Below are 25231 nucleotides of genomic sequence, written 5' to 3'. Positions count from 1 at the left end.
CCATAAGACTGGAAACCCGGCAGGATGCATCCAGGATACAACGACGAGGACGCCCCATGCGCACCGCCGCCATTTGGCTCAAGGCCCGCCCCATCAACAAAAAAACCCCGCCATTTCTGACGGGGTATGTATTCTGAGTGGTGGGTCACCAAGGAATCGAACCTTGAACCTCCGGATTAAGAGTCCGCTGCTCTGCCAATTGAGCTAGTGACCCACTCGGCCGTGATCGTCACGACGGGGGGATATCTATAAGGCCGCCCCGGAAATGTCAACAGCTACAAGGACATTCATGCAAATTGCTCACATTTTTTTCCGAAGCGCGCATCGGACAAAGAAAAACCCCGCCATTTCTGACGGGGTGTGTGTTCTGAGTGGTGGGTCACCAAGGAATCGAACCTTGAACCTCCGGATTAAGAGTCCGCTGCTCTGCCAATTGAGCTAGTGACCCACTCGGCCGTGTTCGTCACGACGGAGAGATATTTATAAGCCGCCTCCGGAAATGTCAACAGCAACGAGGACATTCATGCAAATTGCTCACGCCTTTTTTCCCGAATCGCATTCGACCGACAAAAAAACCCCGCCATTTCTGACGGGGTGTGTATTCTGAGTGGTGGGTCACCAAGGAATCGAACCTTGAACCTCCGGATTAAGAGTCCGCTGCTCTGCCAATTGAGCTAGTGACCCACTCGGCCGTGATCGTCACGACGGAGAGATATCTATAAGTCACCCCTCGAAATGTCAACAATAAATTTTCATTTTTTTCATAGGACTTAAATGATTATAAAAAAACCCCTTTTCACGTTGCTCCTGAGTCTGTTCGTCCTCCTTTCAGCAACGTCCGCCATGTCCCTTTCGCAGCCGTCTTCACTGCCTTTGAAGACCTCGGTGGAACCGTTCGCCGTCGCTGCGGACGCCATCCGTCCGGGGTCGCCCGAAGGCGTTCTCCTGGCCTTAACCCTGCATATGGACAATGAATGGTACTCTTACTCCAACGTCCCCGGCGAAACGGGCAAGCCTACCAGCCTGGCCGCCCTGACGGCGGACGGGAGCCCGTTGGAGGTGTTTTATCCCGAGGGCAAGAAGAAGCCCGACTCATACGACCCAACCATCACCGTGGCCGCATATCTGGACGGAACAAAGCTCTTCATCCTGGTGCCCGACGCCCTCACGGCCCCCTTCCCGGTCAGCCTCTCCCTGGACCTGCTCCTGTGCCATCCGACCAAATGCGTCCCAGCCCGCATCAATCTCTCTTTCGGCGAAGCGGAAATCGGCACGAACCCCCTCCCTCCGTCCGACGGACAGCCGTGGTGGAACGAATTCCTGCATATTAGCGGAGGCCGGATTCAAGCGCAGACTCCGACGGCCGAGGAAAACGCCGACGCGCACATCGTGGACTGGCGTTTCACCCCCGCATATTTCCAACCCGGCCTCGAAGTGGGCGGACTGCTTTCGGCAGTGCTCATGGGGCTGCTCGCCGGACTCATTCTCAACGTCATGCCCTGCGTCCTGCCCGTGGTCAGCCTCAAGCTCTCCTCGCTGCTCGGGGCCGGAGCCGAAGAAGGCGCCGACCGCATCCGCGCGTTCAGGGAGCACAACGTTTTCTTCGTGCTCGGAGTGATATCCTTCTTCCTGTTCCTGGCCGTCGTGCTGGGAGCCACGGGTTCGGCATGGGGCGCGCTCTTCCAGAACCGCTGGCTGGTGCTCGGCATGGCGGCGATAATGGGCGCACTCTCGCTGAGCCTGTTCGGTCTGTTCCATTTGCCGGTCATCGACCTCAAATTCGGGGTGGGGAACAAGGACCCGCGCAAACAGGCCTTCTTCACCGGCATGTTGACCACCCTGCTGGCGACCCCGTGCAGCGGCCCGTTCCTGGGCGGCGTGCTCGGCTGGGCGCTCATCCAGGGGCCGGTCGTCATCGCCACGGTCTTCGTATCGATCGGCCTCGGCATGTCCGCGCCCTACATTCTGCTGATCCTCAACCCAGGCCTGTCCCGTTTCCTGCCGAAATCCGGGCCATGGATCGAATACGTGGAAAAGGGCATCGCCTTCTTCCTGCTCGGCACTGCCTTCTATCTGGTGGGCATCGCGCTGGGCGATGCCAGTCTGCGCATTCTCGCCCCGCTGTGGGTCGTTCTCTTCGGCGGATGGCTGTGGTTCCGCACAAAGACCGCCGGCCAAGGCATCCGGCTGCTCCTGCGCACAAGCATATTCGTGCTCCTGGCCGCCACCGTCTACTGGACCACGCCCATGCAGACCGAAGCCGACCCATGGGAGCAGTTCAACCCGGCCGTCCTTAACCAGGACCTTGGCGAAGAGCGGATATTCCTGGAATTCACGGCGGATTGGTGCCCCACCTGCAAGGCGCTCGAAGCAACGGTCATGACCCGCGAAAATGTTGAAGACTGGAAAAGACGGTACAACATCCGCTTCATCAAGGTGGATATGACCGAACGCGATCCCGAAGCCGAAGCCCTGCTGGCGGCTCTCGGCAGCAGAAGCCTGCCCACGGCTGCCGTGTTCCGAAAGAACGATCGGCAAACCCCGGTGGTCATACGCGACCTGTACACCGTGAACCAACTTGAAAACTTGCTGAAATCCCTTTAGATCACAGAAAAAACATTGAGGAGACGCTTCGTGCTCAATTTCCAATACTACATGCCCACCCGCATCATCTTCGGTCCCGACAGCCTCGACAAGCTGGGGGAGACTCCGCATCTGCCCCGAGGCGACAAGGCCATGATCGTCATCGGCGAATCCGGCGTCATGATCGAGCAGGGATACCTAGCCCGCGTTCAGTCGCTGCTTTCCAAACAGGACGTTCAAACCATCGTCTACGATCGCATCAAGCCCAACCCCGAATCCGACGCCGTGGACGAAGCCGCGGCCATCTGCCGCGAAAAAGGCGTCAAATTCGTGGTCGGCCTGGGCGGCGGCTCCACCATCGACTCGGCAAAATCCATCGCCGCCATGGCCGTCAATCCCGGCAAGTACTGGGACTACATGCAGTCCGGAACCGGCGGCGGCCAGACCCCGGGAAACGCCCCCCTGCCCATCGTGGCCATTCCGACCACGGCGGGCACCGGAACCGAGGCCGATCCGTGGACCGTCATAACCAAATCCGGCACCGGCTCCCGCGAGAAGCTCGGCTGGGGATACGACGGGACCTTCCCGGCCCTGTCCATCGTGGACCCCAAACTGATGCTCTCCGTACCCCCGAGGCAGACCGCCTACACCGGCATGGACGCCTTTTTCCATGCGGCCGAGGCGTACCTCGCCACCTGCCGCCAGCCCTCCAGCGACATGCTCGCCCTGGAGGCCGTCCACCTCATCGCCCACACCCTGCCGCAGGCCGTTGCCGAAGGCGACAACCTGGAGGCGCGGACCGTCATGGCCTGGGCCTGCACCGCCGCGGGACTGTGCGAGACCTATTCCTCATGCATTTCCCAGCACTCCCTGGAACACGCCCTGTCCGCCTTCCACCCGGACCTGCCCCATGGGGCCGGACTGGTGCTCCTGTCCAAGGCATATTTCGCCTTCCTGGCCTCGCGCGGCGAGGAGCGCCTCGGCGACCTGGCCCTGGCCATGGGCGACACCCTTGAGGAAACGGTGGAAGAAGAAGTAACCGGCGTGGCCTTCCTGGACGCGTTGGACAAGCTCATCACCGACGTCGGCCTGGCCGAAGAAAAACTGTCCGACTACGGCGTGACCCGCGAGGAAATCCCGGCCCTGGCCGAGAACGCCCTGTCCACCATGGGCGGGCTCTTCGACGTCACCCCGGTGGAGATGTCCCTGGAGGACGTCATCGCCATTTTCGAAGCGGCCTACGAGTAGTCCGCGCGACCTCCGTAGCGAAAAAGGAATTACCGATTTTACTCACTCAAGAGGAAAATCAGGCGTTGAAAGCCGCTTCGCGGCAATAGTCGGGTGATTTCGCCTCCGGCGGGCAAGGGCTCGCACCCTTGCATCCCCTGTAAGCGCCTCCGGCGCGGGCTTTTTCGCTTCGCGGCGTCCTGTCGGGAAAACGAGAGTTGAATACATAGACCAACAAAAAGGGCTCCCGAAAGAGAGCCCTTTTTCGTATCCTGAATATCCGACCCTATGCACAAAGCCAGTCATGGGCCTCTTGTTGTGTACGAAAAGCCCTGTAGGAAGCCGAACGGTTGACCATGGCGGTCTCTACAAAACGGCTGGATTCCGGATTGTGCGGGTTGGACAGAACGGCAATGCGAAGACCCAGCTTGGCCGCGCCCTGATTCTCCATGAAGTTGGCGAACGTGATGATATCCAAAGCCGAAAGGGCCAAGTGAAAAGTCCGATTGTCCAACAGCACCCGCGTCCGCCGACAATGCCGGGTCTTGGCCACAAGCTTCACACCCCATTCGATGAAGGCTTTGGCCTCGTTAACCCCGCCGTCCGTAATGCACAGCAGGTAAGAATCCTTGATAGTGAATATTTGCTTATAGGACACGACTCCCCCGAATCTTCAACGGACGTGCGGAAGGTACCGCCAGGCACGTCGGCAGACTACTCAACCGCCAGGAAAAGACAACATCAATGATGCGTCATTAAACCGGAATCATGTCGTATTTGTCGCCGGAGATGCAGCGGCAGCCGTCCGCGGTAATCTCGAACGTGTTCTCCACGCCGACCATCGCCTTGCCGCGAACGCCCTGCTTGGGTTCCAGGGCGATGACCATGCCCTGCTCCAACGGCAGGGAGAACCCCCTGGCGATGGGCGGAAACTCGTCCACGGTCAACCCGATGCCGTGCCCGACGAACGGGACCTGGTTCTCGTCCAGCCCCATAAAGCCTTCGGCATACCCGCGCTTCCCGGCCTCGTCGATGCAATGAAGATAGAGTTCCTCCGGGGTGACGCCGGGCTTCGCTTCGGCGCACATCCAATCCTGCAACTCGATACAGAAATCATGGGCGCGACGGATATCGTCGGGCATGGTTTCACGCGACCCCGCGAAATACGCCTGGGTCTTGTCCGTGTGATACCCCTCCAACTGGAAGCCTATGTCGAGCATGAGCGGCTCGCCAGGTTCCCAGATCTTGTGCGCGTTGCCCATGAGGGCCGAGGCCGGATGCTCACCGCGCAGCCCGAGAGGTCCGTTGAACCCGCTGGGATAGTTGCCGGAATCACCGGCCGACACATGGCCGAGGAAAGCCTCCTCACCGTGGGCCTGCATCCGCAAGATACCCATGTGCCCCTCGCTGAAAAAAGCTTCCCACGCCTTGTGGGCGATCTCCCGTTCGGTCATGCCGGGACGGATCACGGTCGGCAAAATGTCGTAAAGGCAACGATGGTGCTTCGCGCCGCAACGGCGAAGAATGTCGAGCTCGAATTCCGATTTGACCATCCGGGCCAAGGCCACGGCATGGTCGCCGGACACGATGGCGTAATCCTTGAGCTTGTCGGCCAGCATGGTTCCGAGTTGCCAGGTGAGCCCGGACATTACCGCGGCCAGGGTCGGCGTGAAGGGGCTGCCCGCGTCGGCGCACAGGCCGGGCAGTTCGGAATAGGACTTGAACGGCAGAATATGCTTCACTCCGGCTTCAAGACGGGCGCGGTTGACGCCTTTGCGGATCAGCAGCACGGAATCGCCGGAAAGGGGGAGCCAAAGCACGCCCTGGCCAAAGGTGCCGGTCAGGTAATAAATATTCAGCCGGGAGAACACGAGAATCCCCCCCGCTCCGGGAGCGACGGCCTGGAGGTGATGCCGGACGGAATCCCGGCGGCGCTTGAGTTCCTCTTCGGGGATGCGGGCTATGGCTTCGAACATAGGGGGGCTCCTTCGGGGATATATCGACTAGGCAACCGGAAAGGTTTGCTGTACAAGGACTGTCTCAATCTACGAGGTGTCAAAAATGCTGATCGACATGAAAGAGCTAGCTCCCCTGCTGCGCGAGGTCAAGACCATCGCAGTTGTCGGGGCGGTGGACAAACCGGGCCGTCCCGTGGACATGGTCGGCCGGGCGCTCATCGAAATGGGCTTCACGGTCATCCCGGTCCACCCCAAACGCAGCGACGTATGGGGACTGCCCACCTATGCCTCCCTGGGCGACATTCCGACGCCGGTGGACATGGTGGACCTGTTCCGGTCGCCGCAGTTCTGCCCCGAGCACGCCCGCGAGGTGCTGGCCATGTCCCCCCTGCCCAGGATTTTCTGGATGCAGTCCGGCATCACCAGCCCTGAGGCCCGGGAAATCCTGTCGGGAAGCGGCATTACCGTAGTTGAAGACCGATGCAGCAAAGTCGAGATGCAAGCCATGGGGATCCGCAGATGACCGAGAACGCCTTCGAATGCCGCATGTGCGGCCACTGCTGCCAGGGCGAGGGCGGCATCGTCATGACCGCCAAGGACCGCGAACGCCTGGCCGCCTTCCTGGGGATCGGCACGGACGAATTGGTCTCCCGATACGCCCACACGCGCGGCGGCAAGATTCACCTCAACGTGGGCGAAAACAACTACTGCGTATTTTTCAAGGACGGTTGCGGCGTGCATCCCGGACGCCCCGACATCTGCCGGGCCTGGCCGTATTTCCGAGGCAATCTCATCGACAAGACCAGCTGGGAAATGATCCAGGATTACTGTCCCGGCGTGAATCCCGCCGCCGGCCATGAGGAATTCGTCCGCCAGGGGCGCGCCTATTTGCGCAAGGAAGACCTTTTGCGCTATGATCCCGAATCTTCGCCCAACGCATTGATTTCCGACGAGTAACCAAGGACGCGCCTCATGAATCTCCAGGAGTGCCTCAAGGAGCTTCAGCTCGCCCCAGGGGCGAACCTGGAAGAGGTCAAGTCCGCCTTCCGCAAACTGGCCTTCAAATACCACCCGGACCTCAACCCGAGCGCTTCCGCCGCCGAGCGGTTCCGTGTGGTCAACGAGGCCTATGTTACGGCAAGGAAGCTCCTTGATGCGGACGGCCCCTCTTCTTCCGCCTCTTCCGGCCCCGAGACGGGAGGCCCCAAGGCAAAACGCGAGGAAGGCGCCAAGGCCTACGCCCGCCAGCAGCGCAGGACGGCCCAGCCCGAAGCGGAAAAGAAACAGCGCTCCACCAGGGCCAAGACCCAGAGATATTACTACAAGGAAGAAGAGGTTCTGAGGACCATCCTCAACGATCCCTTCGCCAAGAAGGTTTTCGAGGATATCTACTCGCAGATTCGAAAGGACAAGCCCGGCTATCGCGGCCCGCTTGAACTGAAAAAGCGGAGCCTTCAACTCCACTGGGGCGAAAGGACCATCAACCTCGACTTCTCCAAGGGCGTCAAGGGGTGGCTCAAGAGCCAGATGGACTTCGAGCAGACCGTCCATTACCCGGCCTCCCATCTCATGCCCGGCCGGAAAATCCGCATCTCGGTGGAACGCCCTTTCACGAAGGGGGCCAAAACCATCGAAATAACCTTGCCCCACGACTTCGTGGTCGGCCGTCCCATCAGGCTCAAGGGATTGGGCCGCAAGCTGGGCCCCTTCAAAGGGGATCTCCTGCTGCGCATCCTCGGAAAGTAGCCGCTTGGCCGCGCCCTCAGCGCTCCTCTCAACTGCCCGCCGCAACGGGCGTTTGCCAATCCTGGCATACATTTTTGAGGCTAAAATAAAAGCCTTGTTTTCCCCCGCTATTTTTACTAGTCGCTGTAGCATACCGAGTTTCAAGCGGAGGAACCAATGCTCGCCATCTTCGATTACAAGGCGGGGAACCAGACCAGTGTCCACAGGGCATTGGAGCACCTGGGCATCCCGAATGAAATTACCAACGATCCCGAAAAACTGGACAAGGCCATCGGCATCATCTTCCCCGGCGTCGGCGCGGCAGGCCAGGCCATGGAGGAACTCGAATCCGGCGGCCTGGACGAAGTCATCAAGAAACTCATCTGGCAGAAAAAGCCGGTGCTCGGCATCTGCGTCGGCTGCCAGATTCTCCTGGACTACTCCGAAGAAAACGACACCAAGGCCCTGGAAGTAATTCCCGGCGAATGCCGCCTCTTCAATCCCTCCTGGGTTGATTACGAGGACATCTCCATCCGCGTTCCCCACATGGGCTGGAACCAGGTGGAACTCCTCCAGGACTGCGAGCTCTTCGAGGGCATCGACCCGGACGCCGACTTCTACTTCGTCCACAGTTACTATCCGGCTCCGAAGGAAGAGTTCGTCATCGGCACCACCCGCTACGGCATCGACTTCTGCTCCGTGCACGGCCGCAAGGGTCTTTGGGCGGTCCAGTTCCACCCGGAAAAAAGCGGACGCCCCGGCCTGCGGATGCTCAGGAACTTCTACAACTACTGTCTGGAGGCCGCCGATGCTGAGTAAACGCGTCATTCCCTGCCTCGACGTGCGCAACGGCCGTCTGACCAAGGGCATCAAATTCGAAGGCAACGTGGACATCGGCGACCCTGTCGAGTCCGCCAGAAGATATTACGAGGAAGGCGCGGACGAGATCGTCTTCTATGACATCACCGCATCCCACGAGGCGCGCGGCATCTTTCTCGACGTGGTTGAAAAAGTCGCGTCCCAGATCTTCATTCCGTTTTCCGTCGGCGGCGGCATCAACTCCGTCGACGACATGCGCGACGTGCTCGTCGCCGGTGCGGAAAAGGTCTCGGTCAACTCCGGCGCGGTCAAGAACCCGGACATCATCAGCGAGGGCGCGGCCCGATTCGGCTCCCAGTGCGTGGTGCTCGGCATGGACGTCAAGCGCGTGCCCGTCTCCGAAAATATTCCCTCCGGCTTCGAAATCGTCATCCACGGCGGCCGCAAATACATGGGCATGGACGCCATCGAATGGGCCAAAACCGGCGAGGCTTTGGGCGCGGGCGAAATCTGCCTCAATTCCATCGACGCGGACGGGGTCAAAAACGGCTACGACCTGGAGCTGACCCGTCTGGTGGCCGAGGCCGTGACCATCCCGGTCATCGCCTCCGGCGGCGCGGGCAACCCGCAGCACATGGTCGATGCCGTCACCGAGGGCAAAGCCACCGCCGCCCTCATCGCCTCCATCGTCCACTATGGCGAATACACCATACCAGAAATCAAGAAATACATGTCCGAGCACGGCGTCCAGACCCGCATGGTCTGGTAGCGAAAACACGGACAGCAGCGTAAAGAAAGGAACTTATAAATGTAACTCCCCGCTTTCGCGGCAGGACGCTGCGGATCGAGGAAATACCCGCGCCGAAGGCGCATACAGGGGATGCAAGGGTGCGAGCCCTTGCCCGCCGAAGGCGGAATCATCCGACTATTGCCGCAAAACGGCTTTCAACGCCTGATTTCCGTCTTCGAGGAGTTAAGGAATAGTTTTAAAAAAGCCCCGCCGGTTCATCCGACGGGGCTTTTCGCATTCTCTTGAACGATTCGTCCGGCTACTCGGCCCGGAAGGTCCCGCTCTTGCCTCCGGATTTGAATACCAGTCGGCAATTGTCGATGACGATATCCTTCTGGACCGCCTTGCACATGTCGTAGATGGTGGCGGCCGCAACCTGGCAGCCGATAAGGGCCTCCATCTCGACACCGGTCTTGTAGGCGGTGCGAACCTCGCATTCGAGCTCAATGGTCGAGTCGGCATCCATCACGTTGAAACGGACGTCGATGTAGCTGATCGGCAGGGGGTGGCACATGGGTATGAGATCGGCGGTGCGCTTGGCGGCCTGGATGCCCGCGATCTTGGCCGTGGTCAACACGTCGCCCTTGGGCAGCGCGTTCTCCTTGAGCAGCCTCATGGTCTCCGGCGCAAGCCTGACGAGACCACGGACTATCGCGGTGCGGTTCGTGTCGTTCTTGGCGGATACGTCCACCATGCGGGCATTGCCGTCCTGATCCATGTGCGAAAAGCCGTCTGCCATCGTCTACTCTCCCATGACCTTGCTCTTGGCCTTCTTGAAAAAGCCCTTGGCCCGATTGCTCAGTTTTCCGACCTCGATCTCGGCGAACTCCCGGAGCAGTTCCTCCTGGCGGCTGTTCAGGCGGGAAGGCGTCTTCACGCGAACCTCCACGAGCAGATCGCCGTTCTGGGTCGAACCGAGATGGGGCAGACCCAGGCCACGCAGCCGAAAAATCTCGCCGGACTGGGTGCCGCTGGGGATGTCCAGATTTACCGGTTCATCCAAGGTGGGCACTTCGAGACGATATCCCAGCGCGGCCTCGACCATGGAGATTTCACGGCTGATGACAAGGTTCTGGCCCTGGCGCTCGAAGGTGTCGTCCGGCGCGACCCGGATGACCACATAGAGGTCGCCCGGAGGGCCGCCGTTGACGCCCGCCTCGCCCTCGCCGCGCAAACGCAGGCGGGAGTTGTTGTCCACGCCGGCCGGAATGCGGACGTTGAGATCCTTGTTCTTGATGACCGTACCACGCCCCATGCAGGTGTCGCACGGATCGGTAATCAGCGTGCCGGTGCCGCGACAATTGGGACAGGTGGCGGAAATACGGAAAAAGCCCTGGGACTGCTGCACGGTGCCGGAGCCGCCGCATTGGGGGCAGGTTTCGGGCGAGGAACCCGGGGCCGCACCGCTGCCGTCGCAGGCCTCGCAGGAAACTTCCACGGGAATCTTGATGCCGACCTCGGTACCCTTGGCCGCATCCCTGAAGGATATCTCCAGGTTGTAGCGGAGATCCGAACCGGCCCTGGGGCGATTGGCGCCGCCGCGGCCCGCCGTGGAAAATCCGAAGACCTCGCCGAAAATGTCGCTGAAGGCCCCGAATATGTCCTCATTGCTGGAGAAACCGGAAAAGCCGTGACCGTTCATGCCGTCATGGCCGAACCGATCATACGTCTGACGCTTCTCCTGATTGCCCAAGACCTCATAGGCCTCCGCAGCCTCCTTGAACTTGGATTCTGCGTCGGGATCATCCGGGTTGCGGTCGGGATGATACTTGAAGGCCAGCTTTCGATAAGCCGTCTTGATCTCGTCCTGGGTGGCGGTCCGCTCCACTGCCAGGACTTCGTAATAGTCGCGTTTGGACATGGTCGGGTACTAGGCTTCCTCGGTTTCGGCAGAATGAAGGTGCAGGTCGGTGGAGGTATCGGGAACGACCTTGGAGGCCGCTATCTCGCGCAGGGCGGTGACCACTTCCTTATTTCTGGTTTCGACCAGCGGCTCATAGCCTTCGCGGTACTGCTTGACCCTCTTGATGGCCATCTGGGTGATGAGAAAACGATTGCTCACTTTTGCCAGACAATCTTCTACGGTGATCCTTGCCATGATATTCTCCTTGAGACTTCGTTTGAAGCGCCGTTATTTCTATTCAACGATCGGACCAGCCGGGAACAGGCCCTGCAAGTCCTTGAGCAGCCGGGCGGAAACGGGATAATACATGCCGTCCCCATTTTTCATCCAGCATTGTCCCTGCGGCAGCTTCGGGTCGGCGTAGAAGGTCATCTCCTTCAACTCCTTCCCGTCACGGTCCAGCAGGCGGCAATGCATGAGCTTCACAGCAGTGGCGGCCAGGTTGTTCAGCGGCAGCGCCTCGAACTGTAATTCAGTAAATCGCCAGAGCGCCATGTCAATGCCGGGAATGACTTTTTCCGTGCCGACGGCCCGCCATCCGGCATTCTCCCGCACGACGGCATAGCGGCGATCCCCGTTGGTGACGACGAATGTGGCCACCTGGCCGATGTCCAGGGTGAACACGTTCCGGCCCTGAACGTCGAACGCGCTCTTCACAAGCTGGCTGACGCTTTCCGCATCGAGCAAAAAAGGCACCGTCAGCCATGACGAACGCCCGTAAAAATGCTTGGGATCACCCTCGATGGTGAAGAACTCCACCGAAGAAGGCTCCTTGGCTCCACCGGACCAGACTTTGATGGTCAGAGCGGCCATGCCCTTTTCGCCGCCCTCGGGCTCGGGCTCGAGCACCAGCCCGCCCGCGCGAAGCAGAGCCAGGGCGTGCACGTAAAGCTTGAGCTCGGAACCGGCCGCCTCCTTATCCTTGAGATAGCCGGGCAGGGTGAAATAAAATCCTTTCTTGCCGCGCTTAACCACCCAACTGGAACCGAAGGGCTGCACGAGCTGCACCTGGCTGACCTGCTCCTCGTTGAAACGAAAAACCCTGGTGTCGAGGAAGTAGGTTGTCGGAAGCGCGAGCCGTTCAAAGACGTCGCCCACGAATTCGAACGCCAAATCCGGAGTTTCCGAGTTCCAGCCATACGTCCTGCCGCTTTCGTCCTTCGAAAACCGGAGACTCAGAGGGGCGCTCACGTCCTTGAGGCGGATGACGAGCATCAGGCCGGGGTCTTCAAGGCCGTATTGCCGCTGTACATCGCCCTGCTCGCCTTCCAGCGAGAGTAGCGGAGCCAGTTGGGTAATCCTTTCGAAATAGTCCCAAACCCTGCCGCGCAACGCCTTGGCGGAGACGCTCCCTTCCCCGCCGGGAATCTGCATGTCCCAAAGGCCGTCCCGGGCAACGAGGGTATAGACGTTCCCCTCCATAACGACCTGCACCGACTGGGCTTTATCCAGGGAATGCCCGAGCCAGCGGAACGCCTTGACGCGCTCGTCCACGCTGGTCCTGTACCAATACGCGCCCCCGGCCAAAGCGGCCACGAGCACAATGGCGACAAGGAACAGTAAACGTCTCAAAACAGGCATCCTCCGGGGGGACCTTGTTTCGGCCTCGGGCGTTCTTCCGGACCGTGACGCGAAAGCTTGTAAAGCTGCCTCAAAGGGGCTTGCAAGTCAAGCGGGAATGCACTATCCCCCTTAGCTGGCCCGCCCTGCATACCAGATAGAAAGGAAGAAAAACAGATGGCCTCATGGGGCAAACTCACCTTCGCTCAGAAAAAATGCGTCACCGCCACCGGCAAACTCATGCAGCGAACCGGCATGGTTTCGGAAGGAGCGCGCATCGGCCTGGCCATCTCCGGCGGGGTCGACAGCTTCCTCATGCTCAAGGTCATGACCATCCGCAAGGCCATCATGCCCTTTCCCGTGGAACTCATGGTCCTGCACGTAAACCCCGGATTCTCCCCGGAATCCCACGAGCCGCTGGTCCGATGGTGCGCCGACAACGGCCTGGCCGCACACATCGAACTGACGGACTTCGGCCCCCGCGCCCATACCGAGGAGAACCGCAAGAACTCGCCCTGCTTCTGGTGCGCCATGCAGCGCCGCAAGCGGCTGTTCGAGCTGTGCCGCGACTACGGCCTGACGCATCTCGCCTTCGGCCACAATGCGGACGACAATGTCGTCACGTTCTTCATGAACATGGTGCAGAACGGACGCGCCGACGGCCTGTCGGCCAACGAACCGTTTTTCGGCGGGAAGCTGAACGTCATCCGGCCCACCATGCTCCTGGACAAGAAGACCGTCATAAAAGCGGCCACGCAGTGGGAACTGCCTATTTGGGAAAACGTCTGCCCCTCAAACGGATTCACCAAACGTGATGAAATCCACGAATGGCTCAGAACCATGTGGCGTCAGGATAAACGCATAAAAAACAATATCTTCAACGCCGTAACGAGACAACAAGTCGACTTGACAAGCAAAAAAGTCTAGACTAAAAGTACACAAGCCTCAGAGCTGGCTGCTCCTCAAAACATGTAACATCCTGGAAAGGTAATGCTTTTCCGAAAATACCACATAGTTGTCTTTAAGGACAAACAAGGGTCGTGCAGGAAATTTCAGCTCCGGGGCTGGTTTATCGCATTCCTTGTCGTGCTGACCGTCACCATGGCCGCCGGCAACGTGATTCTTTGGAAAAACTACGCCGAGCACTCGCGCATCGAACAAGGTCTGAACATAGCCGAAAAGACCGTTCAAGAGCAAAAAACCCAGCTACTCAGCCTCTCCCAGAAAATCACCGCCCTGCAAAGCAATCTGAACCGCATCCGGGACTTCGACTCCAAACTGCGCGTCATGATAAACTTGGATCAGGACGGCAGCCAGGCCGCCGCCCCCAAAGGCGGGCCCGCCAACGACAATTTTTCCAAGGGCTACCTGCCCCTCTACCGGCAGGAACTTCTCGCCCGCAAGATGCATGAATTTCTCCGCCAGTTGAATGTGGAGGCGCGCCTTGAAGAGGTCCGCCAGCAGGAGATCATGCACACCCTGCGCAGCAACCAGAACATCCTCGAAGCCACCCCGTCCATCTGGCCGACATCCGGCTGGGTGACATCGGGCTTCGCCTGGCGCTCCTCGCCCTTTACCGGGAAGCGCGAATTCCATAAGGGTCTGGACATCTCCGCCCCCAGGGGCACTCCGGTGTATGCACCGGCGCGCGGGGCCGTGACTTTCGCCGGACGCGACGGCTCCTACGGCCTGTCCATCCGTCTGAAACACAACTCCAGCCTGTCCACCCGTTTTGCGCACCTCAACCGCATCGCCATCAAGAGCGGTCAGGAAGTCACGAGGGGCGAACTCATCGGCTACGTCGGCAATACGGGCCGCTCCACCGGCCCCCACCTCCATTACGAGGTCCGCCTGAACGGCGTGCCGGTGAACCCGAAACGGTACATCCTCAACTAACCGGCCATCGGTTCGCGAATGTCCCAGGCCCTTTTGGAATGCGATGTTCCAAGAGGGCCTGTCTTTTGCGGGCCGAACCGGATGACGCCCGGCTTGGTTCGGGTTTTGCATTGAGTCGGCAATGGAGATTTTCGGATTCAACCCGGGCGACATGCTCAGCTTCTTCCTGACGCTCTTTCGCATCAGCGTCGTACTCTTTCTGCTGCCCTTTTTCGGCGGGGCGTCCATCCCCCGGCCCATCAAGGGCGCCCTGGTTTTGGTGCTGTCCATGGCGCTGTGGCCGCAACTCTCCTTCCCCGGCTCCATGATGCCCACCGGCTGGAACATCGTCATCATGTTCCTCGGTGAACTGGTGCTCGGGCTGATCCTCGGAATGCTCGTCAATTTTCTGTTCGCAGCGGTTCAGCTCGGTGGCCAGATCATCGGATTCCAAATGGGATTCGCCATGGTCAACGTGGTCGACCCCATCACCGGCACGAGCAATGCGGTTTCAGCCCACTTCCTCTACATGTGCACCATGTTGACGTTCCTCGTCCTCAACGGCCACCTGTACCTTCTCAAGGCCGTGGGCATGAGCTTCCAGTATATTCCGCCGGGAACGCTTCTCCTTCACCCAGAACTGGCCAAGGACATCTTCCACTTCTCCAACCTGATGTTCACCCTGGCCATCAAGATCGCGGCCCCGGTCATGGCCGCCCTGTTCCTGGTGGACCTCGCCCTGGCGCTCATCTCCCGGGCCGCGCCGCAGATGCATGTGCTCATCCTCGGCTTCCCCATCAAGATCACCGTGGGTTTCTTCTTCCTCGGCTTCATTTTCAGCATCATGGCCCTGTATGTGGGCGACTTCCTGACAGGCCTGAACAACATGTACGAAAACGTCATGAAATTCGGGGATTCCATTATTCCTTAAGGAGAATTCGCCATGATCGGCCAGGAAGATCCGAGTAAAACCGAACGAGCCACGGAAAAGCGGCGGACGAAGCAACGCGAAGAGGGCAACGTCGCCAAAGGCGACGAAATCACCAAGGTGATGGTCCTCCTCTCCGGCGTGCTGATCCTGCGCGCCATGATCGGTTTTTACAGCGAGCAATTCACCGAGATTTACCGTTGGACCTTCCTGGAGGCGATCAACTTCACCGTCGACAAGCCCATGGCCTACACGCTGTTCTCCTGGGGCTTGAAAAAGATGGCGCTGCTGGTGGTGCCGTTCATGCTGGTCATCGCTTTCGTGTCCTTTCTGACCATGCGCCTGCAGGTGGGCTCGCTGTGGACCACCAAGCCGTTGAAACCAAAATTCGGCAAGCTCTTCAATATCATGCGCGGCGTCAAAAAAATCATGCTCAGCCCCGACGCCCTCATCAAGCTGGCGAAAAGCATCCTCCAGGCAATGGCCGTGGCCATAGCCCCCTACATCGTCATCCGCCAGGAGCTGCCCAATCTGCTGCCCCTGTTCCACGCCAACGTTCATGGCATCATCGTCTTCATCCTGTCCGTCGGATACAAGATGGTCTGCTACGCGCTGATCCCCATGTTCATCATCGCCATCGTGGACCTCTGGTACCAGCGATGGAACTACGAAGAGCAGATCAAGATGACCAAGGACGAAATCAAGGACGAGCGCAAGCAGATGGAAGGCGATCCCCGGATCAAACAGAAACAGCGCCAGAAGATGATGGAGATGATGGCCTCGCGCATGTTCCAGGACATCCCCAAGGCGGACGTGGTCATCACCAACCCGACCCACTACGCCGTGGCCTTGCAGTACGACCGCATAAAAGCCCCCGCTCCCCTGGTGCTGGCCAAGGGCGTGAACAAGGTTGCCGAACGAATCAAGGAAGTTGCGCGGGAAAACTCCATCCCCATCGAAGAGAACCGACCCTTGGCACAGGCTTTGTATAAACAGGTTGAAATCGGTGAAACCATCCCGGAGGAAATGTTTCAGGCCGTTGCCGCCATCCTGGCGAAGCTGGAGAAATTCAAGCATCGCCAATAATTGCGGGGACCTGACACCCTCCACAGGGGAAAAAGCCCAACTGTCCGAGAGGTGTCAAAAACATGGCCCAGCCTTCAGCCAAGTCCGCAATTCCGAAAATCGACTACGCCAAATTCGCCAAGCAGGGCGACATCCTTCTCGCGGGCGGCGTGGTGGTCATCCTCTTCGTGATGCTCATTCCCCTGCCCACCCCGTTCATCGATTTCATGCTCTCGGTCTCCATTTCCCTGGGCCTGGTCATCCTGGTGACGTCCATGTTCATGACCTCGCCCCTTGAATTCTCCATCTTCCCTTCACTGCTTCTGGTCACCACCCTGCTCCGCCTCGCCCTGAACGTGGCCACGACCAGGGCCATCCTGCTGCACGGAGACGAAGGCACTTCGGCAGCGGGTTCGGTCATTCAGAGTTTCGGCGAGTTCGTTGTCGGGGGCAATTACGTCATCGGCATCGTCATTTTCATGATTCTGTTCATCCTGAACAAGACCGTCATCGTCACCGGTACCACCCGCATCGCCGAAGTGGCCGCCCGATTCACCCTGGACGCCATGCCGGGTAAGCAGATGGCCATCGAGGCCGACCTCAACGCCGGGCTCATCGATGAAGCGCAGGCCACCAAAAAACGCGATGACCTGCGCCGGGAGGCCGACTTCTACGGCGCCATGGACGGCGCGGGCAAATTCGTTTCCGGAGACGTCAAGGCGGGCCTGATGATTACCGCCATCAACATCATAGGCGGCTTCCTCATCGGCGTGCTCCAAAAGGATATGGAGTGGATGGATGCGGCCCAGACCTACACCCTGCTGACCATCGGCGACGGCCTGGTGGCCACCATCCCCTCGCTCATCATCTCCACCTCGGCGGGCATCATCGTTTCCCGCGCGGCAGCCGAAGCCAAAATGGGCGAGGAATTCATCGGGCAGCTCTCCTTCCATCACAGGGCCCTCAAACTCGTCTCCGGCATCCTGGTCATTTTCGGCATCGTGCCCGGTATGCCGACCCTGCCCTTCCTGACCCTGGCCGCCATAGTTTACGGCGTAGGGCATATTTCGTCCAAACAGCAGCACGGTTTCGCCGTGGAGCAGGAGGAAAAGGAGCAGAAGCAACCCGCCACCCTGGACACCCCGGAGGAAGTCCAGGCCCTGCTTCCCCTGGACCAACTGGAACTCGAAGTCGGTTACGGACTCATCCCCCTGGTGGACGAAGAGCAAAGCGGCAATCTGTTGTCGCGCATCCGCTCCATCCGCCGCCAGTTCGCCCTGGACATGGGCGTGGTCATCCCGTCCCTGCACCTGCGCGACAACCTGCAACTCAAGCCCGGCGAATACCGCGTGCTCATCAAGGGCAACCCCGTGGCCAGCGCCGAACTGCTCATCGACCATTATCTGGCCATGGACCCCGGCGACGCCAGGCACCGCATCGAGGGCGTGGAAACAGTGGAGCCCGCCTTCAACCTTCCGGCCGTATGGATTCCCGGAGCACAGAAAGAAGAGGCCATGCTGGCGGGCTACACCGTTGTCGACCCGTCCACGGTCATCGCCACCCACCTGACCGAAGTCTTCCGGCGCAACCTGCATGAATTCCTGGGACGGCAGGAAACCCAGGAACTGCTCAACAACCTTTCCAAGCGCGCTCCCAAGGCGGTGGAATCCCTGGTGCCCGCAGTGCTCAGCCTCGGCGGAGTCCAGAAGGTCCTCCAGGCACTGGTCCAGGAGAACGTGTCCATCCGCGACCTTCTGACCATCGTGGAAACCCTGGCGGACTACGGCGTCGCCACCCAGGACCCCACGCAGCTCACGGAATATGTGCGCGCCCGCATGGGCCGGACCATCGTCAAACCGTATCTTGGAGAAAACGGGGTGTTGCCCATCATCACCCTGAATCCGAAAATCGACGAAATCCTGAACCACGCCATGCGGCCGGCCGAACAGGGCGGCTACCTGGCTCTCGAGCCCGGCGTGGCGCAACAGATCATCCAAGCCATCAACCGCTCCACCGAGGACGCCATGGTGGCAGACGGCCAGCCCATCCTGCTGGTCACCCCGCAGCTCAGATCGCAACTGGCGCAGCTCCTGAACAGGTTCATCCCGACACTCCCGGTCATCTCCCAGGCCGAGATTCCGGCGGACGTCAAAATCCAGTCAGTCGCAACCGTTGAAATCTAGGACCCATTATGAAAATGAAGACGTACAGGGCCGCCACCTCCACGGCAGCCTTCGCAAAGGTCAAATCCGAACTCGGCAACGAGGCCGTGATACTGTCCAACAAAACCGTCGTTGAAAACGGGTGCAAGTGCTGCGAAATCGTTGCCGCGGTGGAAAGCGAGCCTGTCCGGCCCCAGCGGCACAGCAAGGAAAGCGTGGTCGACGCCGCCCTGCGCGACTCGGTGGGCTGGCAGCGGGAATGGAGCCAGATCAAGGGACAGATAATGGCCCTGATGAAGCCGCAGATGGATCCGTCCAAGCTCACGCCCAAACAACGCATCGCCTTGGAATATTTGGAACGCGAGGAAGTGAACGAGCGGGTCCTGACACACATCTACTGCACCATGCGCGAAACCCGCGACTGCCCGGTCATGACCGCTCTGGACCCGCTTATCAAGGCTACCCCGTTCCGGGCCGAGACCTGGACCAATACCTTTCACGCCTTCGCCGGTCCCGGCGGCGCCGGGAAAACCTCAAGCCTGGTGCGGCTCGCCCTGCGCATGAAAAAGGAACGCCCCGGCATGAGGCTGTGCCTGGCCACCGCCGACGGCGGCCGGGGCAAAGGCCGCCTGGTCCTCAAGCATTACGCCGAATTAAGCGGCCTGGCCTTCCGGGAAATCATCACCAAGGAGGACTTCACCCTGCTGCGTGAGGAATCCCGACGGTTCGACATGATCCTCATAGACCTGCCCGGCCTGTCCGGCCGGACAACTCTCGAAGAGTGGTCGCGGCTCTACGGGCTGGATGAATGCCGAGACCTGTCCATTCACCTTGTTTTGAACCCCTATTACAGCACGGCGCAATTCGAACGATTCGTGGACAAATACAAAAGTGAACAACTAGCAAGCGTTATCTGGACGAAACTCGATGAAGCCTGTACATTCGGAGCAGTGTTGAACATGGCTTTCGCCAGCGGACTGCCGGTATCCGCCCTGTCCTTTGGGCCGGGCATCAAAAACAGCATCCGCCCGGCTTCGGAAGAGATGATCTGGCGGCTCATGTTCATGCGCACGTTGCCCGACGGCAACAAACAACCCTAAGGAGCACGGCACACGTTATGAGCTCGCATCTTCCCCTGGTCCTCTCCGTCACCTCCGGCAAGGGAGGCGTAGGCAAGACCAACATGTCGGTCAATCTGGCCTACTCCCTGAGCGCCGCAGGCAAGAACGTGGTCCTTCTGGACGCCGACCTGGGCCTGGCCAACGTGGACGTCATCCTCGGGCTTGCGCCCCAGTACAATCTCTTCCACCTGTTCCACGAGGACATGACCCTGGACCGGATTCTCTACGACACGCCTTACGGATTCCGCATCCTTCCCGCCTCGTCGGGCGTAAGCGACATGGTCAACCTGGACAAGGGGCAGAAGCTCGACCTGCTGGACGCCATGGACTCCCTCGAGGACAATGTGGACTACCTCATCGTGGACACGGGCGCGGGCATCAACGACAACGTGCTCTATTTCAACCTGGCCGTGCAGGAACGGCTGCTCATCATCACTCCCGAACCGACATCCCTGACCGACGCCTACGCGCTCATCAAGGTCCTCAAGCTCCACCACGGTGTGGAGAAATTCCGGGTGCTGGTGAACATGGTCAAGGACGTGAAGATGGCCCGCGAGGTGTACCTCAAGCTCCTGAACGCCTGCGACCACTTTCTCGACGGCATTTCCCTGGACCTGGTCGGCTTCGTTCCCTTCGACCAGAACGTGCGCAACTCTGTCATCGCGCAAACCCCGTTCTGCCACAAATTTCCCAAGACCCCGGCCAGCGTGGCCGTCCGGCAGACGGCCCAGAAAATCAAAACCTGGCAAGTAACCCCCAACACCGATGGCAATATTAAATTCTTCTGGAAGAAGCTCCTCTTCCACGAACGATCCGTGGCTTGAGCTGGAACAGGGCGTCAGGCACTGGGACGATTTTTCGCCGAGGGACCGGGAAAACATCGTCCGATATTACGCGCCCAAAATCCGCATCCTGGCCCTGCGGCTCAAGGCGAAGCTGCCCCAGAGCGTTGAGCTCAATGAGCTCATCAGCGCGGGCAGCCTCGGCCTTCTGGACGCCCTCGGAAAATTCAACCCCGAACTGGGGATCAAGTTCGACACCTATTCGGAAAACCGCATCAAGGGGGCCATGCTCGACGAACTGCGCCGCATGGACTGGTTTTCCCGGGGACTGCGCCAGAAGGTCAAGGTGCTCGAAGACTCCATGCGCCAGATCGAGCATGAGACCGGCTCTCCCGCAACCACCGAACAACTCTGCGAAATGACGGGCATGTCGGACCGGGAGGTCCAGCAGGGGCTCGAAGCCCTGAACAACCAGGTCTGCCTGAGCCTCGATTCCTTTCAGGACAACCTCATCGGCCCCAAAAAGATGACGGACAACGAGCCGTTCCAGTCGGCCGCCTTCCAGGAGATTGTTGACAAAGTAGCCAATCTCATTGAAGAATTGACTCCAAGAGAAAAATTGGTCATATCTCTTTATTACGGAGAGGAGTTGAACATGAAGGAGACCGCCGAGGTTATGGACATAACCGAAGGCCGTGTTTCCCAGCTCCACTCCCAAGCCTTGAATAAATTGAGAAAAACGTTCAGAGCTCGCTACGAAAACGAGTAGAACTCATGAAAGGAGACTTTCAATGGCGTACGATACCAACATGCGCATCCTGGTTGTAGACGACTTTTCCACCATGCGTAAAATCATCAAGAACATCCTGCGCCAACTGGGCTTCAACAACATCGTCGAAGCCGACGACGGCTCCACCGCATGGGAAGTGCTGAACAAGGACAACATCGATTTCATCGTTTCCGACTGGAACATGCCCACCATGTCGGGCATCGAACTGCTCCGCAAGGTGCGCGCCAGCGAGGAATATTCCGACATTCCCTTCCTGATGGTCACCGCCGAGGCCCAGCAGGAAAACATTATCGAGGCCGTCCAGGCCAAGGTGTCCAACTACATCGTCAAGCCGTTCACTCCCGAAACCCTGGGCCAGAAGATCGAAAAAATCTTCGCCTAAATCCGTAGCCTGTTAGGCGTATGCCATGGTTCTGCTCGTCCCGGATGATGCCGATGAAGTAACCGACGCTCCCGCGGAACAACGGAAAGCGGAGCTGGACGACGCTTCGACGAGCAGAGCCACGCAAAAGGTCGATCTCGACCTCGATGACGCCCCCTTCCTCGAAGATGAAGATGAGGAAGAGGAAATCGCGGATATCGAGGTTGAAACGCCGATTCTCGCGGAGGACAAGCCCAAGTCGGGCTTTGCCGCCCTGCTCAAGAACAAATACGTGCTCATGGGCCTGGGCGTCATTCTCGTCCTGCTCGTCGTCATAGTCGTTCTCCTCCTGCGCGAACCTGAAACGCAGCTCCCGCCGCCTCCTCCGCCTGCTGCGGAAAAAACGGATATTCCCGAGCCTGAACCGGCCGCGGAGGCTACGCCCCAGATCATCATCAAGCTCGACCCGTTCCTCATCGAACAAAGGGACAGGAAGGGCGACATCAGGTTCCTTGAAGTCAGCATCCTTCTGTCCACCGAAGACGAAGGGCTGGCGCGCCAGTTCAAACAGGAGACGTTTGCCGTTCGCAACGCCCTGTTCTATTATCTCAAGAATAAGGATCTCCAGTTCCTGTCCGATAAGGAAAACAGCGAGAGACTAAAAAAGGAACTGCTGGTAATCGTCAACCAGTACATGGGGTTCGGTCAGTTCGACACGTTGATGTTCGAACAATATCTTGTGAGGTGATCCATGAGCTCAACGCCGTTGGACCTGCCAATTCTCATATCGCAACTGCCTTTCGTGCAGAAGATCGCCCATGCGGAAAAGGCCAAGCCCGAGGTCAACAGGCTGCTTTTCGGCCCGCTCATCCAGGAACAGCTTCGCCAGCGCGAAGGCACGGTCCAGCAAGTTCAAAAAAAGACCGCCACGGACCCCGTGGACCGCGATGGCCACAACAACCAGCGGCAGGAAGCCGCCTCGGAGCGCAAGGACCGGGAACGGGACGAGGACGCTCCTGAAACCGGGGCGTCCGACGGCTCCCCATGGTCCGGCAATATCGTTAACGTCAAGATATGACCCCGAAAGGGGCAAACCATACCATGTCCGATCTGCTTATCATTCTTTTCTCTCTCAGCGAAGTCGTCCTGCTCGGCGTCGTCATCGTCTTCTTCCTGCGCCTCCGCAAATCCGAGATACTCCTGAACGGACTGCACGCCAGACAGGAGGAATTCATCAAGCGCCTCCAATTCAACACCCAATTGGAAAACGAATTGGTCGCCACCTTCGAACAACGCCAGCAGGAGCTGGTCGCCCTGAACTCCCAACTGGAGCGCAAAGCCGACGAGCTCAGAAGACTCGTCAAGCTCGCCAGCGAATACGCCAAGTCCCCTCAGTTCATGCGTGAAATAATCATCCAGGGACACCGCTCCGGCAAGACACCGATGCAGCTCGCCAAATCCACAGGCCTCGGGCTGGAGGAGATCGAGCTCATCATCGACCAGGCATAGGTTGCCATGCGTATTTCCGGCTCAGGCAGCTCCGGATCGTATGGCGGTGGAGGCAGCCGGTCCGACCGTTTTCGCAACAGGCACCGGCCCGGTCAAAAAGTCCGCGGCGTGCTGCTCAAAAACCTGCCCGACTCCATGGCCTGGGTGGCAATCGACGGTGAACGGCTTCTCGCCCAGCTTGAAACCACGCATCAGGAAGGCAGCAGACTGCTCTTCCTCATCCAGCAGCTCGTTCCGAAAATCATCCTCAAGGAATTGACCGCAGGGACCGAAGCTTCGGCCGCCAATGCTCTTAGTCTCATCAGTGACTTCGACTCGGCGCGCACGCTTTTCGAAAACCGCGTTCGCCCCGCGCTCGCGCAGGCAGGTCTTGCCGGTCGTCCGCTGCCCTTGGCGGAATTTCTCACCCTGCTGGCGGAAACCCCCGTCCTTCTCGCGGCCTACCTCGACGCGGCCGACTGCGCCCGACCTTTGGGCGACGCATTGCAATCGACCGGCAAGGGACACCTCGCCTACCAACCGTGGCTCGCCCTCTATTCAAGACGTCAGATAACCATCGTCAGAGCTCGTGGCGAGAACTCGCGACTGACCGAAGCTATCGTTGAATTCGACCACAACCGCATGGGCCTGACCCGCGTACAGTTCCTCGGGAGCCCAGAGACACTGTCCTGCCGTGTCCTGCTCCAGCACCCCGAACACGCCGACGCCCTGTCGCGCTATCTCGCCTCCCGCCGACATCCGGACGCACCACTTCAAGTGCAAGTCCTCAACGTCGGCAAACTGCCTCGATCCAGCCACGCTGGCATTCTCGCGGAATTGCTCTTCAAAGCATAGCAGCACTCCCCCGCCCCCGAAGGTGCGCACAACTCATAGCCAACGGGAAAACCGCGCCGAAGGCGCATATAGGGATGCAAGGGTGCGAGCCCTTGCCCGCCGGAGGCGAAATCACCCGACTATTGCCGCGCAGCGGCTTTCAACGCCTATCTTTTTTCTTCAGGAGTTAAATGGAGAGTTCCTAAAAAGAAAGGCCCGCCTATTGGCGGGCCTTTCTCGTAATCATTTGCGATGGACTAAGCCATTGCGGGGACAGGCTGGAGCCGTTCGCGACTGGGTGCTTCCTTGGCGACAGGAGCCGACTGCACCCGTTCCTCCAGATAGAGGTCACGGTTCTCGTCCAGATGACGGAGGAAGGCGTTGTTCAAGGCGTGCCCGGAAGCGAAGACCTCGAAGCTGCCCTGGAGACGCGCACCGAACGTGGCGATGTCGCCCACAAAGTCGAGCATCTTGTGACGCACGAACTCGTCTTCAAAACGCAGCCCCTCGGCGTTGAGAATATTGTACTCGTCCAGAACCACCGCGTTGTCCAGCGAACCGCCCAGAGCCAGGCCATTGGCATGAAGGTAGTCGACTTCCTTGAGGAAACCGAAGGTGCGAGCCTTGGCGAGGTGCTGCGAGAAGTTCTCGGGGGTGATCTCCATGGACAGGTGCTGACGGCCGATACGCGGGTGAGCGAACTCAATGGTGTAGTCGAGGCGCAAGCCGTCGTAAGGGCGAGCCTTGATGTACTTGCCGTCCTGCTCGAAATCCAGGGCCTTCTTGATGGCCATGACCTTGCGCGGCTTGCTCAGCCTGCGCACACCGGCCTGCTTGAGCAGGTAGACGAAAGAGGCGGCGCTGCCGTCCATGATGGGCACTTCCTTGCCCGACACTTCGATATGGATGTTGTCGATGCCCATGCCGTTGATGGTGGCGAGCAGATGCTCGACGGTAGCCACGGTCTCACGGCCGTCACCCAGCACCGTGGCCAGGCTGGTCTCGACGACCAGGGACGGGGCGGGAGTGAGGAAAGTGGACCCGGAACCGTCGCGCAGGGCGAAGAGAATACCGGTGTCTTCCGCTGCGGGCCGAAGGACCATATCCACCTGCTTTCCGCTGTGGAGCCCAATTCCGGTGCAACGTACTGATCTATGTATAGTTGTCTGTGACATTATTCCTCCGGTTGATTAACCAATCATATAAAAGCAAGAATGATGCCACATCTATACAAAATAGTAATCACTTGATTTCACAGTA

27 protein-coding genes and 3 tRNA genes are annotated in these 25231 nt (G+C 59.3%); 20 read left to right on the top strand and 10 right to left on the bottom strand.

Going from position 1 to position 25231, the window contains the following annotated elements; translation table 11 throughout:
• Positions 1-138 precede the first annotated feature (138 nt).
• The 3 genes from PSN43_RS13825 to PSN43_RS13815 all read right to left on the bottom strand — a co-directional run bounded on the left by PSN43_RS13825 (position 139) and on the right by PSN43_RS13815 (position 684).
• Positions 139-214, bottom strand: a tRNA-Lys gene (locus PSN43_RS13825).
• 158 nt (positions 215-372) lie between these two features.
• A tRNA-Lys gene (locus tag PSN43_RS13820) sits at positions 373-448 on the bottom strand.
• 160 nt (positions 449-608) lie between these two features.
• A tRNA-Lys gene (locus tag PSN43_RS13815) sits at positions 609-684 on the bottom strand.
• Positions 685-843: 159 nt separating this feature from the next.
• Between PSN43_RS13815 and PSN43_RS13810 the strand changes: the two genes are divergently transcribed.
• Together PSN43_RS13810 and PSN43_RS13805 are read left to right on the top strand one after the other, a co-directional pair.
• Positions 844-2604, top strand: a complete 1761-nt coding sequence (locus tag PSN43_RS13810; protein WP_272701320.1) for a protein-disulfide reductase DsbD family protein — start codon at positions 844-846, stop codon at positions 2602-2604.
• Positions 2605-2634: 30 nt separating this feature from the next.
• Positions 2635-3831, top strand: coding sequence for an iron-containing alcohol dehydrogenase (locus tag PSN43_RS13805; protein WP_272701319.1), 1197 nt, complete (start codon positions 2635-2637; stop codon positions 3829-3831).
• Positions 3832-4096: 265 nt separating this feature from the next.
• Here PSN43_RS13805 and PSN43_RS13800 read toward each other — a convergent pair whose 3' ends face one another.
• Together PSN43_RS13800 and PSN43_RS13795 are read right to left on the bottom strand one after the other, a co-directional pair.
• On the bottom strand, positions 4097-4468 hold the full coding sequence (locus PSN43_RS13800; RefSeq protein ID WP_272701318.1) for a hypothetical protein: 372 nt from the start codon (positions 4466-4468) through the stop codon (positions 4097-4099).
• A gap of 97 nt (positions 4469-4565) precedes the next feature.
• Positions 4566-5786, bottom strand: coding sequence for a M24 family metallopeptidase (locus PSN43_RS13795; RefSeq protein WP_272701317.1), 1221 nt, complete (start codon positions 5784-5786; stop codon positions 4566-4568).
• Between the two features lie 85 nt (positions 5787-5871).
• On the opposite strand from PSN43_RS13795, the gene PSN43_RS13790 reads away from it, so the two are divergent.
• From PSN43_RS13790 to hisF, 5 genes are all read left to right on the top strand, one after another.
• Complete coding sequence (locus PSN43_RS13790; RefSeq protein WP_272701316.1) at positions 5872-6291, top strand: CoA-binding protein; 420 nt, start codon at positions 5872-5874, stop codon at positions 6289-6291.
• Entirely contained in the window at positions 6288-6725 is a 438-nt protein-coding gene (locus PSN43_RS13785; protein ID WP_272701315.1) for a YkgJ family cysteine cluster protein, read from the top strand. Before PSN43_RS13790 ends, PSN43_RS13785 begins: the two co-directional genes overlap by 4 nt.
• Before the next feature lie 15 nt (positions 6726-6740).
• Entirely contained in the window at positions 6741-7514 is a 774-nt protein-coding gene (locus tag PSN43_RS13780) for a J domain-containing protein (RefSeq protein ID WP_272701314.1), read from the top strand.
• A gap of 156 nt (positions 7515-7670) precedes the next feature.
• A complete protein-coding gene (hisH, locus tag PSN43_RS13775; protein WP_272701313.1) occupies positions 7671-8312 on the top strand; it encodes an imidazole glycerol phosphate synthase subunit HisH in 642 nt (213 codons plus the stop codon).
• Positions 8302-9081 (top strand): imidazole glycerol phosphate synthase subunit HisF, encoded by a 780-nt coding sequence (gene hisF / locus PSN43_RS13770; RefSeq protein ID WP_272701312.1) that lies wholly within the window; start codon positions 8302-8304, stop codon positions 9079-9081. The genes hisH and hisF overlap by 11 nt, the downstream gene beginning before the upstream one ends.
• Positions 9082-9361: 280 nt before the next feature.
• On the opposite strand, the gene moaC is transcribed toward hisF, so the two are convergent.
• From moaC to PSN43_RS13750, 4 genes are read right to left on the bottom strand one after another with little or no spacing between them, the layout of a single operon-like run.
• Positions 9362-9841: a cyclic pyranopterin monophosphate synthase MoaC gene (gene moaC, locus PSN43_RS13765; protein ID WP_272701311.1), complete on the bottom strand. Its 480-nt coding sequence runs from the start codon at positions 9839-9841 to the stop codon at positions 9362-9364.
• A 3-nt stretch (positions 9842-9844) separates the two neighbouring features.
• Positions 9845-10963: a molecular chaperone DnaJ gene (dnaJ, locus tag PSN43_RS13760; protein WP_272701310.1), complete on the bottom strand. Its 1119-nt coding sequence runs from the start codon at positions 10961-10963 to the stop codon at positions 9845-9847.
• A 9-nt stretch (positions 10964-10972) separates the two neighbouring features.
• Positions 10973-11200, bottom strand: coding sequence for a DNA-directed RNA polymerase subunit omega (gene rpoZ, locus PSN43_RS13755; protein ID WP_272701309.1), 228 nt, complete (start codon positions 11198-11200; stop codon positions 10973-10975).
• Between the two features lie 39 nt (positions 11201-11239).
• Positions 11240-12577, bottom strand: a complete 1338-nt coding sequence (locus PSN43_RS13750) for a hypothetical protein (protein ID WP_272701308.1) — start codon at positions 12575-12577, stop codon at positions 11240-11242.
• Between the two features lie 165 nt (positions 12578-12742).
• Between PSN43_RS13750 and PSN43_RS13745 the strand changes: the two genes are divergently transcribed.
• From PSN43_RS13745 to PSN43_RS13685, 13 genes are all read left to right on the top strand, one after another.
• Positions 12743-13492: a tRNA lysidine(34) synthetase gene (locus tag PSN43_RS13745; protein WP_272701307.1), complete on the top strand. Its 750-nt coding sequence runs from the start codon at positions 12743-12745 to the stop codon at positions 13490-13492.
• Between the two features lie 63 nt (positions 13493-13555).
• Positions 13556-14461, top strand: a complete 906-nt coding sequence (locus PSN43_RS13740; protein WP_272701306.1) for a M23 family metallopeptidase — start codon at positions 13556-13558, stop codon at positions 14459-14461.
• A 121-nt stretch (positions 14462-14582) separates the two neighbouring features.
• A complete protein-coding gene (gene fliR / locus PSN43_RS13735) occupies positions 14583-15371 on the top strand; it encodes a flagellar biosynthetic protein FliR (RefSeq protein ID WP_272701305.1) in 789 nt (262 codons plus the stop codon).
• Between the two features lie 12 nt (positions 15372-15383).
• On the top strand, positions 15384-16454 hold the full coding sequence (flhB, locus tag PSN43_RS13730) for a flagellar biosynthesis protein FlhB (protein ID WP_272701304.1): 1071 nt from the start codon (positions 15384-15386) through the stop codon (positions 16452-16454).
• Positions 16455-16516: 62 nt separating this feature from the next.
• Positions 16517-18616 (top strand): flagellar biosynthesis protein FlhA, encoded by a 2100-nt coding sequence (flhA, locus tag PSN43_RS13725; RefSeq protein WP_272701303.1) that lies wholly within the window; start codon positions 16517-16519, stop codon positions 18614-18616.
• Between the two features lie 8 nt (positions 18617-18624).
• Positions 18625-19695: a flagellar biosynthesis protein FlhF gene (locus PSN43_RS13720; protein ID WP_272701302.1), complete on the top strand. Its 1071-nt coding sequence runs from the start codon at positions 18625-18627 to the stop codon at positions 19693-19695.
• 17 nt (positions 19696-19712) lie between these two features.
• Complete coding sequence (locus tag PSN43_RS13715; protein ID WP_272701301.1) at positions 19713-20540, top strand: MinD/ParA family protein; 828 nt, start codon at positions 19713-19715, stop codon at positions 20538-20540.
• The gene (locus PSN43_RS13710) at positions 20482-21267 is read left to right on the top strand and encodes a FliA/WhiG family RNA polymerase sigma factor (RefSeq protein WP_272701300.1); all 786 of its coding nucleotides are present in this window, start codon (positions 20482-20484) and stop codon (positions 21265-21267) included. The genes PSN43_RS13715 and PSN43_RS13710 overlap by 59 nt, the downstream gene beginning before the upstream one ends.
• A gap of 22 nt (positions 21268-21289) precedes the next feature.
• Positions 21290-21670, top strand: coding sequence for a chemotaxis response regulator CheY (locus PSN43_RS13705; RefSeq protein ID WP_272701299.1), 381 nt, complete (start codon positions 21290-21292; stop codon positions 21668-21670).
• Between the two features lie 25 nt (positions 21671-21695).
• The gene (locus tag PSN43_RS13700) at positions 21696-22397 is read left to right on the top strand and encodes a flagellar basal body-associated FliL family protein (protein ID WP_272701298.1); all 702 of its coding nucleotides are present in this window, start codon (positions 21696-21698) and stop codon (positions 22395-22397) included.
• A gap of 3 nt (positions 22398-22400) precedes the next feature.
• The gene (locus PSN43_RS13695) at positions 22401-22727 is read left to right on the top strand and encodes a hypothetical protein (protein ID WP_272701297.1); all 327 of its coding nucleotides are present in this window, start codon (positions 22401-22403) and stop codon (positions 22725-22727) included.
• A gap of 23 nt (positions 22728-22750) precedes the next feature.
• Positions 22751-23158: a hypothetical protein gene (locus tag PSN43_RS13690; RefSeq protein WP_272701296.1), complete on the top strand. Its 408-nt coding sequence runs from the start codon at positions 22751-22753 to the stop codon at positions 23156-23158.
• 6 nt (positions 23159-23164) lie between these two features.
• Entirely contained in the window at positions 23165-23992 is an 828-nt protein-coding gene (locus tag PSN43_RS13685) for a hypothetical protein (protein ID WP_272701295.1), read from the top strand.
• 236 nt (positions 23993-24228) lie between these two features.
• On the opposite strand, the gene lpxC is transcribed toward PSN43_RS13685, so the two are convergent.
• Positions 24229-25146 (bottom strand): UDP-3-O-acyl-N-acetylglucosamine deacetylase, encoded by a 918-nt coding sequence (gene lpxC / locus PSN43_RS13680; RefSeq protein WP_272701294.1) that lies wholly within the window; start codon positions 25144-25146, stop codon positions 24229-24231.
• Positions 25147-25231: the final 85 nt, after the last annotated feature.

This window comes from Desulfovibrio sp. Fe33 (assembly GCF_028532725.1).
Taxonomy (GTDB): Bacteria; Desulfobacterota; Desulfovibrionia; order Desulfovibrionales; family Desulfovibrionaceae; genus Pseudodesulfovibrio.
This window is presented reverse-complemented; position numbering and strand designations above follow the sequence as displayed.

Excerpts from the sequence above, each read along its gene's own strand:
- dnaJ (WP_272701310.1), bottom strand. The coding sequence starts at position 10,963 with ATGTCCAAACGCGACTATTACGAAGTCCTGGCAGTGGAGCGGACCGCC.
- flhB (WP_272701304.1), top strand. The coding sequence starts at position 15,384 with ATGATCGGCCAGGAAGATCCGAGTAAAACCGAACGAGCCACGGAAAAG.
- PSN43_RS13745 (WP_272701307.1), top strand. The coding sequence starts at position 12,743 with ATGGCCTCATGGGGCAAACTCACCTTCGCTCAGAAAAAATGCGTCACC.
- PSN43_RS13705 (WP_272701299.1), top strand. The coding sequence starts at position 21,290 with ATGGCGTACGATACCAACATGCGCATCCTGGTTGTAGACGACTTTTCC.
- flhA (WP_272701303.1), top strand. The coding sequence starts at position 16,517 with ATGGCCCAGCCTTCAGCCAAGTCCGCAATTCCGAAAATCGACTACGCC.
- PSN43_RS13710 (WP_272701300.1), top strand. The coding sequence starts at position 20,482 with ATGGCAATATTAAATTCTTCTGGAAGAAGCTCCTCTTCCACGAACGAT.
- PSN43_RS13810 (WP_272701320.1), top strand. The coding sequence starts at position 844 with ATGTCCCTTTCGCAGCCGTCTTCACTGCCTTTGAAGACCTCGGTGGAA.
- PSN43_RS13700 (WP_272701298.1), top strand. The coding sequence starts at position 21,696 with ATGGTTCTGCTCGTCCCGGATGATGCCGATGAAGTAACCGACGCTCCC.
- PSN43_RS13720 (WP_272701302.1), top strand. The coding sequence starts at position 18,625 with ATGAAAATGAAGACGTACAGGGCCGCCACCTCCACGGCAGCCTTCGCA.
- PSN43_RS13695 (WP_272701297.1), top strand. The coding sequence starts at position 22,401 with ATGAGCTCAACGCCGTTGGACCTGCCAATTCTCATATCGCAACTGCCT.
- hisH (WP_272701313.1), top strand. The coding sequence starts at position 7,671 with ATGCTCGCCATCTTCGATTACAAGGCGGGGAACCAGACCAGTGTCCAC.
- lpxC (WP_272701294.1), bottom strand. The coding sequence starts at position 25,146 with ATGTCACAGACAACTATACATAGATCAGTACGTTGCACCGGAATTGGG.
- rpoZ (WP_272701309.1), bottom strand. The coding sequence starts at position 11,200 with ATGGCAAGGATCACCGTAGAAGATTGTCTGGCAAAAGTGAGCAATCGT.
- PSN43_RS13685 (WP_272701295.1), top strand. The coding sequence starts at position 23,165 with ATGCGTATTTCCGGCTCAGGCAGCTCCGGATCGTATGGCGGTGGAGGC.
- PSN43_RS13690 (WP_272701296.1), top strand. The coding sequence starts at position 22,751 with ATGTCCGATCTGCTTATCATTCTTTTCTCTCTCAGCGAAGTCGTCCTG.
- PSN43_RS13780 (WP_272701314.1), top strand. The coding sequence starts at position 6,741 with ATGAATCTCCAGGAGTGCCTCAAGGAGCTTCAGCTCGCCCCAGGGGCG.
- PSN43_RS13785 (WP_272701315.1), top strand. The coding sequence starts at position 6,288 with ATGACCGAGAACGCCTTCGAATGCCGCATGTGCGGCCACTGCTGCCAG.
- hisF (WP_272701312.1), top strand. The coding sequence starts at position 8,302 with ATGCTGAGTAAACGCGTCATTCCCTGCCTCGACGTGCGCAACGGCCGT.
- PSN43_RS13790 (WP_272701316.1), top strand. The coding sequence starts at position 5,872 with ATGCTGATCGACATGAAAGAGCTAGCTCCCCTGCTGCGCGAGGTCAAG.
- PSN43_RS13795 (WP_272701317.1), bottom strand. The coding sequence starts at position 5,786 with ATGTTCGAAGCCATAGCCCGCATCCCCGAAGAGGAACTCAAGCGCCGC.
- fliR (WP_272701305.1), top strand. The coding sequence starts at position 14,583 with ATGGAGATTTTCGGATTCAACCCGGGCGACATGCTCAGCTTCTTCCTG.
- PSN43_RS13740 (WP_272701306.1), top strand. The coding sequence starts at position 13,556 with ATGCTTTTCCGAAAATACCACATAGTTGTCTTTAAGGACAAACAAGGG.
- PSN43_RS13715 (WP_272701301.1), top strand. The coding sequence starts at position 19,713 with ATGAGCTCGCATCTTCCCCTGGTCCTCTCCGTCACCTCCGGCAAGGGA.
- moaC (WP_272701311.1), bottom strand. The coding sequence starts at position 9,841 with ATGGCAGACGGCTTTTCGCACATGGATCAGGACGGCAATGCCCGCATG.